Here is a 14,370-nt window from a genome sequence, read left to right as displayed (position 1 = left end):
CCCGCACAGGGTGCCGCCGCTTCTCGGTGCTCCGGGGCCGCGGTGGGGCCGGAGCACCCGGTGAGGGCCGGGCCCGGCTTCCGGGGGCGGTCCCGGAGGGGCAGGCCGCTCTGCGGCCCTGGTCGGTGGGCAGGGCTGTTCGTGCAGCCCTGCCCAGGAGATCCGGGGTGTTCGTGCACCCCGGACCGGTGAGTCCGGGTCAGCGGCTGTCACTGCCCCGGGACTCGGCTGCGGCCCGGCCGGCCTCAAGGCGGGCCACCGGGATGCGGAACGGCGAGCAGGACACGTAGTCCAGGCCCACCTCGTGGAAGAAATGCACCGACTCGGGGTCGCCGCCGTGCTCGCCGCAGACGCCGAGCTTGAGGTCGGGGCGGGTGGCCCGGCCGGCCTCGACGGCGCTGCGCACCAGCGAGCCGACGCCGTCCTTGTCGATCGTCTCGAACGGGGAGACCCCGAAGATGCCCTTCTCCAGGTACGCGGTGAAGAACGAGGCCTCCACGTCGTCACGGGAGAAGCCCCACACCGTCTGGGTCAGGTCGTTGGTGCCGAACGAGAAGAACTGGGCGGCCTCCGCGATCTGGCCCGCCGTCAGCGCGGCGCGCGGCAGCTCGATCATGGTGCCGATGGTCAGCTTCAGGTCGGTGCCGGTGGCCGCCTGGACCTCGGCGATGACCCGGTCGGCCTCCTCGCGGACGATCTCCAGCTCTTGGACCGTGCCGACGAGCGGAATCATGATCTCGGGGCGCGGGTCGCCCTTGGCGTTCTTGCGGTGGGCGGCGGCCTCGGCGATCGCCCGTACCTGCATCGCGAACAGACCGGGGATGACCAGGCCCAGACGCACACCGCGCAGGCCCAGCATCGGGTTCTGCTCGTGCAGCTTGTGCACGGCCTGGAGGAGACGCAGGTCGTTCTCGTTGGCGTCCTTGCGGGACTCGGCGAGCGCGACCCGGACGGACAGCTCGGTGATGTCCGGCAGGAACTCGTGCAGCGGCGGGTCGAGCAGCCGTACGGTGACGGGCAGTCCGTCCATCGACTCGAACAGCTCGATGAAGTCGGCCTTCTGGAGCGGGAGCAGCGCGGCGAGAGCGGTCTCGCGCTCGTCGTCGGTGTCCGCGAGGATCAGCTTCTCGACCATCTCGCGGCGCTCGCCGAGGAACATGTGCTCGGTGCGGCACAGGCCGATACCCTGGGCGCCGAAGCGGCGGGCGCGCAGAGCGTCCTCGGCGTTGTCGGCGTTGGCCCGTACGCGCAGCCGGCGGACCCGGTCCGCGTACGCCATGATCCGGTGCACGGCGGCGACCAGTTCGTCGGCGTCGTCCGCCCCGGCGTGCATCCGGCCCTCGAAGTATTCGACGACCGGGGACGGTACGACGGGTACCTCGCCCCGGTAGACCTTGCCGGTGGAGCCGTCGATCGAGACGAGGTCGCCCTCCTCGATCACGATGCCGCCGACCGTCATCCGGCGGCGCTTGGTGTCGACCTCCAGGTCCTCGGCGCCGCAGACACAGGTCTTGCCCATGCCGCGTGCCACGACCGCCGCGTGCGAGGTCTTGCCGCCGCGCGAGGTCAGGATGCCCTCGGCGGCGATCATGCCTTCGAGGTCGTCGGGGTTGGTCTCGCGGCGGATCAGGATGACCTTCTCGCCGGAGCGGGACCACTTGATCGCGGTGTACGAGTCGAAGACGGCCTTGCCGACCGCCGCACCGGGCGAGGCGGCGATGCCCCGGCCGAGCAGCTCGGTCTTCGCCTCGTCGTCGAAGCGCGGGAACATCAGCTGCGCGAGCTGCGCGCCGTTGACCCGCTGGAGGGCTTCGGCCTCGTCGATCAGGCCCTGGTCCACCAGCTGGGTGGCGATGCGGAAGGCGGCGCCGGCGGTCCGCTTGCCGACCCGGGTCTGGAGCATCCAGAGCTGGCCGCGCTCGATGGTGAACTCGATGTCGCAGAGATCCTTGTAGTGGTTCTCCAGCGTCTCCATGATCTGCATGAGCTGGTCGTACGACTTCTTGTCGATCGACTCCAGATCGGCGAGCGGCACCGTGTTGCGGATACCGGCGACGACGTCCTCGCCCTGCGCGTTGGTGAGGTAGTCGCCGTAGACGCCCTGGTGGCCGCTGGCCGGGTCGCGGGTGAAGGCGACGCCCGTACCGGAGTCGGGACCGAGGTTGCCGAAGACCATCGAGCAGACGTTGACGGCCGTGCCGAGGTCGCCGGGGATGCGCTCCTGGCGGCGGTAGAGCTTGGCCCGGTCGGTGTTCCACGAGTCGAAGACCGCGTTTATGGCGAGGTCCATCTGCTCGCGCGCGTCCTGCGGGAACTCGCGTCCGGCCTCGGACTCGACGATCTTCTTGAACTGCTTGACGAGCTTCTTGAGGTCCGCCGCGGCGAGGTCGGTGTCGATACTGACCTTCTTGGCGTGCTTGGCCGCCTCCAGGGCCTCCTCGAAGAGGTCGCCGTCCACGCCCAGGACGGTCTTGCCGAACATCTGGATGAGGCGGCGGTAGGAGTCCCAGGCGAAGCGCTCGTCGCCGGACTGGGTGGCGAGGCCGGCCACCGAGGCGTCGGAGAGACCGATGTTCAGGACCGTGTCCATCATGCCCGGCATGGAGAACTTGGCGCCGGAGCGGACGGAGACCAGCAGCGGGTCGTCGGCCTGGCCGAGCTGCTTGCCCATGCACTCTTCCAGCGCCTTGAGGTGCGCACTCACCTCGTCGCGCAGCGCGGTCGGCGCGTCACCGCTGTCCAGGTAGACCTTGCAGGCCTCGGTGGTGATCGTGAAGCCCGGAGGGACGGGCAACCCGAGGTTGGTCATCTCGGCGAGGTTGGCACCCTTGCCGCCCAGAAGATCCTTCAGATCCTTGTTGCCCTCGGTGAAGTCGTAGACGAACTTCTGGGGATCTTTGTTTTCCGACACGGGTCTCGACTCCTCGAGGACGCGGTGGCTGCCCTGACGGCGAGGAACATACCCAGATCGAAGGTGTATGGGTACGTCCACTTGGTCGTCATGCGGCCGCAACCACCCGTCCGCCAGCAGATCGAAAGGGTCGCCCGGCCGCAGCGCGGGAATCCTTGTCTTCACCTCCCGAAGGCAGCATGGCCGAAACTTGACCATAGCCGCTCACCTGAGCGTTGAGTGGAGCAGGTGAGTCCACTTCTCGAAGACAAGAGGGTGGCACTGAGTGCCACGTATTCCAGAAGTGCAGCCAGCCGCTTTTCGCTCATCTGAGCGCAACCCCGATCAAGGGTGGCGTGAATCACGCCCGATTCGGACCCCGGATTTCAGGATCCGGACGCCTCGGGACGCCTCAGGCGGTCGCTGAGCACCCCGAGATCCACCTCTTCCAGGCTACGGGCGAAGGTCCTCCCCCGCGCGGGCTCGGCCGCCAGCAGCGAGGGCACGATCAGCACCGCACCCCCTGCGGCGTGCGCGGACGCGGTGCCGTCCGGTGAGTCCTCGACGGCCACGCAGGCCGAAGCCGGGACGCCGAACCGGGTCGCCGCCGCCCTGTACGGATCGGGATGCGGCTTGGCCCGTACGGTGTCGTCGGCCGAGAGCGTGAAGGTGAAGTCCGCCCCGGCCCGCGCCCCCGCCACCACCGCGTCCACCACGCTCCGGGGCGAGGCGCTGACCAGAGCGAACGGCACCCGGTGCCGGGTCGGCGCGGACAGCAGGGCTGCGGCCCCGGGGCGCAGCGGCGCTCCCGCGTCGACCTTGCGGTGGAAGGAGCCGGTCAGCTCGGCGGCGGCCCCGGGGAGCTCGGCCGCCGCCCCTCCCGTCACCGCGATCAGATGAGCGGCGGTGTCCGCGACGGCCCGGCCGACGACCTCCGGCGCGTCCGCGTCGGAGAGCCGGTGGCCGGGCCCGGCGGCGACTCGTGGGCCGTCTCCGGACGTACGGGGCTGAGCGCCTCCGGAAACTCAGCCGCCGGAGGTGTCCAGCTCGGCATCGGCGCTGACGCCGGCGCAGTCGTACGGGTCCTTGAGCCAGCCGTCCGGCAGGACGACCCGGTTGTTGCCCGAGGTCCGCCCGCGCGGCCCGTCGGCGCCGTCCGGCCAGGGCTGGTCGAGGTCCAGCTCGTGCAGTTGACCGCCCAGCTCCTCCAGCGAGGAGGTGATGGCCAGCTTCTTGCGCATCTCGGAGCCGACCGCGAAGCCCTTGAGATACCAGGCCACGTGCTTACGGAAGTCGATGACGCCCCGGGCCTCGTCGCCGATCCACTCTCCCAGCAGCGTCGCGTGCCGCACCATGACGTCCGCGACCTCGCGCAGGGTGGGTGCGTGCCGTTCGCTCCGCCCCTCCATGGCGCTGACCAGATCGGCGAAGAGCCAGGGCCGCCCGAGGCACCCGCGCCCGACGACGACCCCGTCGCACCCGGTCTCGCGCATCATCCGCAGGGCGTCGTCGGCGCACCAGATGTCACCGTTGCCGAGGACGGGGATCTCGGGGACGTGCTCCTTGAGCCGGGCGATGGCGTCCCAGTCGGCGGTGCCGCCGTAGTGCTGGGCGGTGGTCCTGCCGTGCAGGGCGACAGCCGTCACGCCCTCCTCGACGGCGATGCGACCGGCGTCGAGGAAGGTGAGGTGGTCGTCGTCGATGCCCTTGCGCATCTTGATGGTGACGGGGAGGTCCCCGGCGCCCGAGACGGCTTCCCGGAGGATGGCCCGCAGCAGGGGCCGCTTGTACGGGAGCGCGGAGCCGCCGCCCTTGCGGGTGACCTTGGGGACGGGGCAGCCGAAGTTCAGGTCGATGTGGTCGGCCAGGTTCTCGTCCACGATCATGCGGACGGCCTTGCCGACGGTGACCGGGTCCACTCCGTACAGCTGGATCGAGCGCGGGGTCTCGGTCGCGTCGAAGTGGATGAGCTGCATGGTCTTCTCGTTACGCTCGACCAGCGCCCGCGTGGTGATCATCTCGCTGACGAACAGCCCCTTGCCCCCGGAGAACTCCCGGCACAGCGTCCGGAACGGGGCGTTGGTGATGCCGGCCATCGGGGCCAGCACGACCGGCGGCTGCACGGTGTGCGGGCCGATGCGGAGCTGCGGGAGGGCGGGGGCGAGCGTGGTCATTGCTCCATTGTCGCGTACGCCGGGGGGGTGGCGGGCCGAGCGGTCGCATACGCGGGGCGGGGGCCGGGCGGACGGTTTCGAGGGTAGTGATGGAAAGGGAAAACGGCGTGACGGATGAAATAAACGTTCGACTCTCCCGATGCTGGGAAGAGCTCGCAGGGATTCCGTTCCCCGCAGGGTTTTACAGGCGGGAGCCTGAAGGTGAATGCATGGTCACCATGGATTCCAGCATCGCCGGGTGCGTCTCCTCGGCCATGAAAGGCAAGCTGGATGATGGGCGCCGCGAAATTCTGCATTCGCGGATCGCCCGCCTCGGAGAGATTCTTCCGTCGATCCGGGATGACGAAAATGCCAGCAATTACTTCACTCATCTGTATCAGGCAGGGAAATTGGCGGCAGAATTCGATGACGCGCGGCGCGCTTAGCGCCAGTGGCGCGATCTTGTTGAGGCGTTCCTACCGGGCGCGACCACCAGGCAGGCACCACCGCCGACTCCACCACTGCCTTCAGGGCAGAAACGCTGTACCGGCCGAACCGTACGGCGGCTCCCGCCCCCTCCCGCGGGGCTGACTTCGCGTCATGTCACGTACCAGGCACTGCGCTTGAGGAATAATGCCTGGTGCGCAAGCAGAAACACCCCGCCGCCGTCGGCAGACGACGGAATGCGGAGCATGCGGGTTGCCTCATTGGTCGATGATTCTTGTCACTCCCCCGCAGCCTTCTGCGCGCCTCCCCCGTGATGCAAAGGTCTCTGCGTCGTCACCGCCCTCCTGACCTGGGGGCAGTGTGACAAAGAAAGCCCCGTCGGCAAATGACAAGCAGTAGGGGCCGGTTCATCCAACAAGGGGGAATTCATCGTGCGTAAAAACAGCACCCGTCGCATCGCCCTGTCCACCATCGCCGTTCTCACCAGCGGTGCCCTGCTCGCCGCCGTGGCCCCCACCGCCACGGCCGCCGACAGGACGCAGGAGCGGGCCGCAGCGGTGGCGGCCGCCGAGGAGGCGCCCCCGCTCACCGCGGAACAGCGGGAGTTCATCGAGGACGGCATGGGGCCGGAGGCGATGGCCGAGTTGGAGAAGGCCATGAGCCAGGGCTCCTCCGGCAGCGCGCAGCCTCGCGCGTTCCCGATCGCCGCCGCGGCCATCGCGGCCGCCGCCTGGTGCGCGAAGGGGGCCCTGGGCTCCATTCCCACCTCGGTGCTCAGCGATATCGCGGCGGGCAAGGCGTCCGGCAAGAAGACCTACGTCCGCAATGCCATCATCGGATGCATCGGCGGGGAGATCGGCGGCGTCGTCTGGAAGTTCCTGCCGGGCTGGGTGAAGGACAAGGCCGTCAACATGGTCATCGCCTTCATCATCAAGTACATCCGCTAGGCAGGGCACGACAGAGCACGAGGTACACATGGCCTACCTGTTCCTCTTCGGCTGTTTCCTCCTGCTGGTCGTCGTCAGTTCGCTGGCGGCCCGCACCGGCTACCGGGGCAAGGTCTGCGACGGCGCCGTCGGTTACGAGGTCCCGGCCGCGGTGAAGGCGGACCCCGCGCTGCGGAAGCGGGCGAACGACCTGGTGGCGTTCTGGTGCACCGGGGCCGGGATTCTCAGCTTCGCTCCCCTGGTGCCCCTCGGAAGCGTCATTCTGAGTGGCGGCGGCAAGTCGGTCTCCACCTGGGGGCTGGTCGCCTTCGCGGCCTACGGCCTGGTCATCGCGACCGTGGGCGGCTATCCCTTCGAGAAGATCAAGCAACTCGGAGCGTCCGGCGGGCGCTGAGACCACCGGGAGCCCGAGGCGTGGCCCGCCTCGGGCTCCTGGGCGTCACCCGGCTCGCATGCTCGCGAGGACCGCGCCGAGGACCGTGCCGCCGTCGGCCCAGCCGTTTGGCGCTGACGACCATGCGTCGAAGCACCCTGCCTGCACGACTACGGCTCGGCTAGCCGAGCCCGCCCCCGCACCGCGCCGCCCCGTCCGTGGAAGCCGCGCTGGGCGCGTACGGGCACGGGAACAGGACAAAGCCCCACCGCGCCGCGCGGTGGGGCTCAGCCGTGGGTCACATGCTGGCGAAGACCATGCCGAGGACCATTCCGCCGACCAGTCCGACGGCGCTGACCACGATGGCGACCGTGGCGAGCCGCTCATGACGGACGGCCTTGGCGATGATGGCCATGATCAGGCCACCCAGGGCGAAGACGATCGGCAGGAAGAAGAACCCGATCACGCCCAGGATGATCGCGATGATGCTGAAGACGTTGCCTTCGGCCCCTCCCCGCGGCGCGCCGTGATGCTGCTGCCCGGTCGGCTGGTTGCTGTACTGCGTAGCCATCTGTCGCTCCTTCGGGTCGGTCGCTCCGGGATCCGGTCCCGAAGCGGACCGGCCTATCGATCGGGTGCCCCGAAGTCCCTTGCCTACACGGCTATTTGCTCTCCGATGGCGAAGCAGCGCACGGAGTGGTGCGCTGGCGGCGGGCGCGGAAACAGAATGGGCGCATGCTCGATTACGACGACGAGGCCCGGGACTACGACGCGACCCGAGGCGGCGAACCGAGGGCCCGGGCCGCGGCGGACGCGGTGGAGTCGCTTCTGCCGCAAGGGGCGTGCACGGTCCTGGATCTTGCCTGTGGCACGGGCATCGTGACCGGGCGGCTACTGCGTCCGGAACGTACGGTCGTGGGCGTCGACCGCTCGCCCGGGATGCTGAATCTCGCGGCACGGCGGCTGCCGGGAGGCGTCGTGCGGGGCGACGGCACCAGACTGCCCTTCGCGTCGGAATCGGTGGACGCCGTCGTGATCGTCTGGCTGCTACATCTGCTGGAGGACGCCGTACCGGTGCTGGCCGAGGCGGCCCGGGTGCTGCGGCCCGGCGGGGTGCTGATCACCACCGTGGACAAGAAGGAAGCGCTGTTCGCCGAGGACAGCGACATCGCCGAGGTCACGGGGGACCTTCGACGTCGGTACGCGCCCCAGGCGTCGGACGGATCCGCCCGGGTGCTCCGTTGGGCCGCGCAGCACGGTCTGGAACCGTCCGGCCGGACGCGGTTCCCCGGCACCGGGCAGGGGCCCAGCCCGCGCGGATGGCGCGAGGCGATCGAGGCGGGCCGAATCTCCTGGTCCACGCACGCACCCCCGGACCAGGTGGCCGACGTGTGCCGGCGGCTCGCCGCGCTGCCGGACCAGGACACGCCCCGCCCGGACCCGCTGTACCGCCTCGTCGCCCTGCGGGCGTGACCCCGGGCGGGCCGGGGGGCCGGCGTGTCAGAAGACGGACAGCCCCGTGAGCGTGGTGAACCGGTCGAGGGCCGCCACGCCCGCCACCGAGTTGCCGCGCCGGTCGAGACCCGGGCTCCAGACGCACAGGGTGCACTCGCCGGGCACGATCGCGATGATGCCCCCGCCGACGCCGCTCTTGCCGGGCAGCCCCACCCGATAGGCGAACTCCCCGGCCGCGTCGTACGTCCCGCAGGTCAGCATGACCGCGTTGACCTGCTTCGCCTGGCTGCGGGTCAGCAGCGCGGAACCGTCGGCCCGGACTCCGTGCCGGGCCAGAAACCCCGCGGAGAGGGCCAGGTCCGCGCAGGACGCCTCGATCGAGCACTGGCGGAAGTAGGCAGCGAGCAGTTCGGGGATCGGGAGCGTGATGTTGCCGTAGGAGGCCATGAAGTGAGCCAGCGCGGCGTTGCGGTCACCGAAGGCCGCTTCGGAGGCGGCGACCTCCGGTACGAAGTCGATGGCGGCGTTGCCGCTCTCCGTACGCAGCAGCTCCCGCACCTGACCGGCGGCGTCCCCGGTCAGCGCCTGCAGTCGGTCGGTCACCACCAGAGCGCCCGCGTTGATGAACGGGTTGCGCGGAATCCCGTTCTCGTACTCCAGCTGCACCAGGGAGTTGAAGGGGTTGCCCGACGGCTCGCGGCCCACGCCCCGCCATATCTGCTCGCCGTCCAGGGAGAGTGCCAGCGCCAGGGCGAAGACCTTGGAGATGGACTGCGTCGAGAACGGCTGCTGCCAGTCGCCGACCCCGTACACGGTCCCGTCCGGCTCCGCGACGGCCATGCCGAAGCGCCGAGGGTCGACGCCGGCGAGCATCGGGATGTAGTCGGCAGGAGTGCCGTGGTCGTCGCGGGCGGCCATCTCCTCGGCTATGCGGCCGATGACGGCGCTGAAGCGGTGCGCTTCGGGGCGCGGGGCGGCGCCGCTCGACCGGAGGGCGGCGGGGGCGTGGGACACGGCATTTCCTGACGGGGGGAGCGGGAGCGGAGCCCGGCGGGCGGAGACGGAGCGGGAAACCAGCGGGCGGGGCGGAGCGGGAGCCCGCCCACAGTCTCACCCGTCCGTCACAGTCGGCCAAAGCGCCCCTCGCACGAGCCCGTACAGGTCCGGCAACACCTCGCCCGACCGCGCCGCGCCAGGTGATCAGGTGATCAGGCGGGGGCCGGGATGCCCAGCGCGCGCTCCGCGGCCTCCAGACGCCGTCGTCGGCGGCGCATCGTCAGCGGGTTGACGAGAAGCAGGCCCGCCAGGACGAGGTTGTAGGAGGCCCGTCCGTACCGGCCATCGACGACGAGGAACACCCCGCTCACGAACCACAACAGCGCGCCCGCTCCCACCAGCCACAGCCACCACACCCTCCGGCGTGAGGACGAGCCCAGCGCACGACGCATGCGTACGGCGATGTCGACAGCGGCCGGGCGCTCGGCGGGGTCGTCCGGGGCCTCACCGCGCCGGACCTGGCTGCCCACCCGCAGGTACCGGCCCACGCTCATCCCGAATTTCGCCGCCCGGCGCCGGTTCCACCACCAGACCCCGGCGGACGCGCCCGCGCCCAGCAGGACGAAGGCGGCGGCGAGGAACAGCCCCTGACGAACGTCCACCTCGCCCTCGCCGAGGACCGATCCCGCCAGGAACCCTCCCACCGCCGCCGCCAGCAGGACGGCGAGGACAGGCCCCGCCGCGCCCCAGCGTCTCGCCCCGCCCCGCGCTCCTCCGGCCGCACCGGCCGAACCGGTCATGTCCCCGCCCCTCCACCGAGATCCACCGAGATCAGCAGTCAGGGCCTCAGACCTGCTGAGGGTGACCGCCGTCGCCCTCGACCACCAGCCGGTCCGTGCCGGGCTCCTCCGCTCCCTCGACCACCGTCACATCGATCGCGCCGTCGCCGGTGGTGTCGAACTGGTAGAGGTCCGCTCTGCCGTCACCGGTCGTGTCCGTCATCCACACGTCGGGCTTGCCGTCGCCATTGGTGTCGGCGCTGAGGAGCACATGGTGCTCGTCCCCCTGGGTCGGGGCCGCTTCTTCGGTGGGTCTGTTGGTGTCCATGGCGGCCGGTTGCCCCCGGGGCGCGGTTCAAAACCGTCCGGACCCGCGGCACGGGCGACCGGCGACAACGCCGCAGGTGCGCGTGCCGGTTCGCGCCGGACCGCCGGACCGCCCCGGACCGCGCCGGACCGCCGGTTCGTGCCGACCCGCCGGTTCGTGTCGGCCCCCGCGAGCCCGGCACGAACCGGACGGGTGGCCCCGGATCAGTCGAGATCCGCCGCCGCCCAGGCCGCCTCGACCATGCGGAAGACCTCGTCCACCGCCGCCTCCGGCTCCTCGGCCTCGCGGGCCAGCGCGTACGCGTCGATGACGAAACGGGCGATCGTCCGGCAAGCGATCGACGTCCCGGGTACGCCGAGGTCGGCGGCGACAGCCTCGGCCAGCGACTCCGCGTGGCGCAACCGCATCGACTCCTCGTACTCCCGCAGCGCCGGGGACGACTCGATCATGTTCCGGACCGGGGCGGCCTCGGGCGCCGTGCAGTGTCGCACCAGGGCGTGGATCTGCCGACGGAGCGCGGGGACCAGCGGCTCGTCCGGGGCGCGGTCGGCCACCGCCCGCACGAGGCCCTGCTCGAAGCCCCGGTCCTGCTCGAACACCAACGCCTCCTTCGAGGCGAAGTGGGAGAAGAGCGTGGTGACCGCGACGTCGGCCTCGGCGGCCACGTCACGGATGCCCACGGCTTCGTAACCGTGCTCCTGGAAGAGGCGCAGAGCCGCGTCGGCGATCTTCTGACGGGTGGCGGCCTTCTTGCGCTCGCGGCGGCCGGTCTGCTCGGTCATGGCGTGACGCTACCAAATCCGCATACGTAACCGTTCCAAAAAGCTAACCGTTAGTGCTACGGTCGCTCGCATGAAGAAAGTGATCTTCGCCGCGTTCGGCGGCCCTGATGTCCTCCGCCTCGTCGACGCCGATGAGCCCCACGCGGGCCCCGGCCGGATACGCGTCTCCGTGCGCGCGGCGGGGGTGAACCCCGTCGACTGGCGGCTGCGCGAGGGACAGGTCCTGGGCGCGCACCCGATCTCGCTGCCGTCAGGGGTGGGGATCGACGCCGCCGGGGTGGTGGACGACATCGGCGAGGGCGTCGAGGGTGTGGAGATCGGCGACCACGTGTTCGGTGAAGGGACCGACACCTACGCCGAGTTCGCCGTGCTGTCGGCCTGGGCCCGAATGCCCGAGGGCCTGACGTTCGAGGAGGCGGCCGGCTACCCGTCCGTGATGGAGACCGCGCGGCGCGTCATCCGCGAGGTCGGCGTCCGCCCCCGAGAGACGTTGCTGGTCAGCGGTGCGTCCGGCGGAGTCGGTTCGGCGGTGCTGCAGATCGCCCGCGACCGGGGCATCCGGGTCATCGGCACGGCGGGGGCCGCCAACCAGGAGTACCTGCGCGGCCTGGGCGCGCTCGCCACGACGTACGGCGGCGGCTGGGCAGAGCGCGTACGACGGCTGGGCCGGGTCGACGCGGCGCTCGACCTGGCGGGCTCGGGCGTGATCCCCGAACTGGTCGAGCTGACCGGTGACCCGGCGAAGGTCGTCTCCATCGCCGACCTGGACGCGCCGCGGTTCGGCGTCCGGTTCTCGGGTGTCGCGGGCAGCGTGCCGGACGCACTCACCGAGGCGGCGGAGCTCATCTCCCGCGGCGGGCTGCACATCCCGGTCGAGAAGTCCTACGCGCTGGCGGAGGCGGCGGCCGCGCACGCCGACAGCCGGACCGGGCACACCCGGGGCCGCCGCGTCGTGGTCATCTGACGTCCGGCAGGCCGGGCGGACGGGCGGACGGGTGGATGGGCGGCCGGGCGGCCGGGCAGCCGGTACGTCGCAGAGGAACCAGGGAGACGGGCGGCGCGGTGTCACTCCGCCGCGCCGAGCGCCACAGCGGTGGCGCGTACGAAGGCCTGCGGGTTGTCCAGCATGACGTTGTGGCCGCAGTCCGGGACCGGGACGACGGACACCCCGGCCCGGGTGAGTGCGTCGGCCCCCGGGAGCGGGCCATCGGCCTCGGGCAGCAGGTAGGTGCGGGGGATCTTCAGGTCCACCAGCAGTTCGCGCATGGTGGGGGCGGTCCCCCGCACGAGATGGGTGGCGCTGCGGTGCAGGGCCTCCCGGCCGGCCAGGCGCATGGTGGACCACCAGTCGGGGCCCACCCGGTCGCGGGCCTCTTCCCAGCCGCCGGCGAGGAACTCCTCCTCGCTGTACGCGGCGATGCCGCTGCTGCCGCCGGCCCCGGGCACGGGCGCGATCGGGTCGAGGTTGGCGTCGACCAGTACGAGACGGGAGACCAGGTGCGGGTGCCGGACGGCCAGGACGATGGCCACCGAGCCGCCCATGCTGTGCGCGATCGCCTCGGCACCGCTGACGCCCGCCGACTCAAGGGCCCTCGCCAGGGCGTCGGCGTGCGATTCCAGGGTGTAGTCGAAATTCGTCGGCCGGTCGCTGAGGCCGAACCCCAGCAGGTCGATCAGCAGCGAACGGTGACCGGCCAGCAGCGGGTGCACCGCGACCTCGGCGAAGTAGGCGGGCGACGTCGCCCCCAGTCCGTGTACGTAGACACGGGCCGGTTCCTCGCCCGGCAGCTCCGCCCAGCGCATCCGGTCCCCGCCCGCCGTCACCGTGGCCGTCCGCACAGTCCGCCCCCTCCGTGGTCAACGTCAATGATCCGGAGGAGAGTAGCCCCTGAGCACAGCACAGCGAACGGAAGTCCCAGGCGGCCGATCGGACACCGCCCACGGCGGTCCCGCGAAACTCCCGTCCGAACCGGGCTGCTTACCCCACTTCCTCCGCTCCTCTGCTCCTACACTCTCTTCGCTTCCTCCTCTTTTGCGCTGGGACGCAACAGTGTCGATGCCGCCGCTGGCGGCGCGTTAGCGTCGCTCCGCCAGCACGTGACCGTTTCATCGAGGGGGAACCATGAGATTCCGGCTGACCCGATCCCGCTTGGCCGTCGCCGCCGTGACCACCGTCGTCGCCGGCGCTCTGGCGGTCGGCACCGCACCGGCATCCGCCAGCATCTCCAGCGGATACGTATCAGGAGGCGGCACCTTCACGAACGACTGGGGCGACGAGGGCGTGATTTCGCAGTCGAGCCACGCCAAGTCCAACGCCACCTGCCTGTGGCAGCAGATCCTCTGGGCGGAAGGCGCCAAGGAGCAGGACGGCACCGCCTACGACGCCGGGGACATCGACGGCCAATTCGGGGCGAACACCACCCACGCGACGAAGAACCTGCAGGACCGCTGGCCCCTGAAGTACGTGGACGGCAAGGTCGGCAACGCGACCTGGGGCTACGCCGACGGCAAGCTGAGCTTCTACGACTACGCCCACGAGTACGCCTTCGGAGGCCAGATTCTGCGCTACTCGGGCTCCGTCCGCAGCTTCTACCTGGTCCGGGCCGCCAACGGGAACTACGTGTTCTGGGAAGGGTCGACGAACGACAACGGCAAGTACCGGTTCGCCTCGTACAAGAGCCGGACCTGCGGCTGACAGCGGACACCGGCAAGCTCCCCGGCCGAGGCCGGCACCACGCCGCGCGAACAGCACCGGGCCCGCGCCCCGAGTTGAGTGGTCCGTGAGATCCCCGGTTCCCGTCGCCCCGGTCGAGGGAGCCGGCCACCCCCGTACGTCGGCGGGGAGCCGGTCGAAGGAGAAGCGTGGGGCGGCTTCGGCGGGCGTGATCGCCTGACGGCGTCCGGGTACCTCGTGGACGGCGTCGGCTCCCTCGGAGCGGAGCCGATCGGCGCCCGCGTCACGGCTCATGACGGCGGCGTAGGAGCGTACGTCCGCCGCAGTCATGTCCGCACGGCCCCGCTCGGTGTACTGCTGGAGGAGGTCGGTGACGCCGGGGTCGAAGCGCAGCATGGTCACCGGAGCCTCGAAGCGCCGGGCGATGGCGATGAGGCGTGCGCGCGCATGGGGCGTGACGTTCGTCGACTCGGCGATCACGCTGCGTCCGGCGGCGAGCCGGGCGGCGATGCGGCGGTCGCGCTCCTCGAAGATCCGCGCGTCGGC

15 protein-coding genes and 1 pseudogene are annotated in these 14,370 nt (G+C 70.8%); 6 read left to right on the top strand and 10 right to left on the bottom strand.

Annotated elements, in window-relative coordinates:
- Positions 1 to 199: 199 nt before the first annotated feature.
- From ppdK to dusB, 3 genes are all read right to left on the bottom strand, one after another.
- Positions 200 to 2,911, bottom strand: a complete 2,712-nt coding sequence (gene ppdK, locus ACFWM7_RS24510) for a pyruvate, phosphate dikinase (protein ID WP_383263943.1) — start codon at positions 2,909 to 2,911, stop codon at positions 200 to 202.
- A gap of 365 nt (positions 2,912 to 3,276) precedes the next feature.
- Complete coding sequence (locus tag ACFWM7_RS24505) at positions 3,277 to 3,777, bottom strand: HAD family hydrolase (RefSeq protein ID WP_383263940.1); 501 nt, start codon at positions 3,775 to 3,777, stop codon at positions 3,277 to 3,279.
- A 138-nt stretch (positions 3,778 to 3,915) separates the two neighbouring features.
- Positions 3,916 to 5,064, bottom strand: coding sequence for a tRNA dihydrouridine synthase DusB (dusB, locus tag ACFWM7_RS24500; RefSeq protein ID WP_383263937.1), 1,149 nt, complete (start codon positions 5,062 to 5,064; stop codon positions 3,916 to 3,918).
- 209 nt (positions 5,065 to 5,273) lie between these two features.
- Between dusB and ACFWM7_RS24495 the strand changes: the two genes are divergently transcribed.
- The 3 genes from ACFWM7_RS24495 (at position 5,274) to ACFWM7_RS24485 (ending at position 6,831) form a co-directional block, all read left to right on the top strand.
- Positions 5,274 to 5,489 carry a hypothetical protein gene (locus ACFWM7_RS24495; RefSeq protein ID WP_383263934.1) on the top strand — a complete coding sequence of 72 codons (216 nt, stop codon included), beginning with the start codon at positions 5,274 to 5,276 and terminating at the stop codon, positions 5,487 to 5,489.
- A gap of 432 nt (positions 5,490 to 5,921) precedes the next feature.
- Positions 5,922 to 6,437, top strand: a complete 516-nt coding sequence (locus ACFWM7_RS24490; RefSeq protein ID WP_383263932.1) for a hypothetical protein — start codon at positions 5,922 to 5,924, stop codon at positions 6,435 to 6,437.
- Positions 6,438 to 6,465: 28 nt separating this feature from the next.
- Positions 6,466 to 6,831 carry a hypothetical protein gene (locus tag ACFWM7_RS24485; RefSeq protein ID WP_383263929.1) on the top strand — a complete coding sequence of 122 codons (366 nt, stop codon included), beginning with the start codon at positions 6,466 to 6,468 and terminating at the stop codon, positions 6,829 to 6,831.
- A 277-nt stretch (positions 6,832 to 7,108) separates the two neighbouring features.
- On the opposite strand, the gene ACFWM7_RS24480 is transcribed toward ACFWM7_RS24485, so the two are convergent.
- The gene (locus tag ACFWM7_RS24480; protein WP_383263926.1) at positions 7,109 to 7,381 is read right to left on the bottom strand and encodes a hypothetical protein; all 273 of its coding nucleotides are present in this window, start codon (positions 7,379 to 7,381) and stop codon (positions 7,109 to 7,111) included.
- 164 nt (positions 7,382 to 7,545) lie between these two features.
- Between ACFWM7_RS24480 and ACFWM7_RS24475 the strand changes: the two genes are divergently transcribed.
- Complete coding sequence (locus ACFWM7_RS24475) at positions 7,546 to 8,283, top strand: class I SAM-dependent methyltransferase (RefSeq protein WP_383263924.1); 738 nt, start codon at positions 7,546 to 7,548, stop codon at positions 8,281 to 8,283.
- 27 nt (positions 8,284 to 8,310) lie between these two features.
- Here ACFWM7_RS24475 and ACFWM7_RS24470 read toward each other — a convergent pair whose 3' ends face one another.
- From ACFWM7_RS24470 to ACFWM7_RS24455, 4 genes are all read right to left on the bottom strand, one after another.
- Entirely contained in the window at positions 8,311 to 9,279 is a 969-nt protein-coding gene (locus ACFWM7_RS24470) for a glutaminase (RefSeq protein ID WP_383263921.1), read from the bottom strand.
- Between the two features lie 194 nt (positions 9,280 to 9,473).
- The gene (locus ACFWM7_RS24465) at positions 9,474 to 10,061 is read right to left on the bottom strand and encodes a hypothetical protein (RefSeq protein WP_383263919.1); all 588 of its coding nucleotides are present in this window, start codon (positions 10,059 to 10,061) and stop codon (positions 9,474 to 9,476) included.
- Between the two features lie 46 nt (positions 10,062 to 10,107).
- Positions 10,108 to 10,368 (bottom strand): hypothetical protein, encoded by a 261-nt coding sequence (locus ACFWM7_RS24460; RefSeq protein ID WP_383263916.1) that lies wholly within the window; start codon positions 10,366 to 10,368, stop codon positions 10,108 to 10,110.
- Between the two features lie 203 nt (positions 10,369 to 10,571).
- Entirely contained in the window at positions 10,572 to 11,150 is a 579-nt protein-coding gene (locus ACFWM7_RS24455) for a TetR/AcrR family transcriptional regulator (RefSeq protein ID WP_383263913.1), read from the bottom strand.
- Between the two features lie 70 nt (positions 11,151 to 11,220).
- Here ACFWM7_RS24455 and ACFWM7_RS24450 point away from each other — a divergent pair, with 70 nt between their 5' ends.
- Entirely contained in the window at positions 11,221 to 12,114 is an 894-nt protein-coding gene (locus tag ACFWM7_RS24450) for an NADP-dependent oxidoreductase (RefSeq protein ID WP_383263911.1), read from the top strand.
- Positions 12,115 to 12,215: 101 nt separating this feature from the next.
- Here ACFWM7_RS24450 and ACFWM7_RS24445 read toward each other — a convergent pair whose 3' ends face one another.
- Entirely contained in the window at positions 12,216 to 12,989 is a 774-nt protein-coding gene (locus tag ACFWM7_RS24445; RefSeq protein WP_383263908.1) for an alpha/beta fold hydrolase, read from the bottom strand.
- 283 nt (positions 12,990 to 13,272) lie between these two features.
- Here ACFWM7_RS24445 and ACFWM7_RS24440 point away from each other — a divergent pair, with 283 nt between their 5' ends.
- Complete coding sequence (locus ACFWM7_RS24440; RefSeq protein ID WP_383263905.1) at positions 13,273 to 13,845, top strand: peptidoglycan-binding protein; 573 nt, start codon at positions 13,273 to 13,275, stop codon at positions 13,843 to 13,845.
- Between the two features lie 339 nt (positions 13,846 to 14,184).
- Here ACFWM7_RS24440 and ACFWM7_RS24435 read toward each other — a convergent pair.
- Positions 14,185 to 14,334, bottom strand: a pseudogene (locus ACFWM7_RS24435) (AAA family ATPase); the annotation flags it as partial.
- Positions 14,335 to 14,370 lie beyond the last annotated feature (36 nt).

This window comes from Streptomyces sp. NPDC058375 (genome assembly GCF_042723425.1).
Classification (GTDB): Bacteria; Actinomycetota; Actinomycetes; order Streptomycetales; family Streptomycetaceae; genus Streptomyces; species Streptomyces durocortorensis.
Note: the sequence above shows the minus strand (reverse complement) of the source record. Positions and strands in the feature narration are given on the sequence as shown.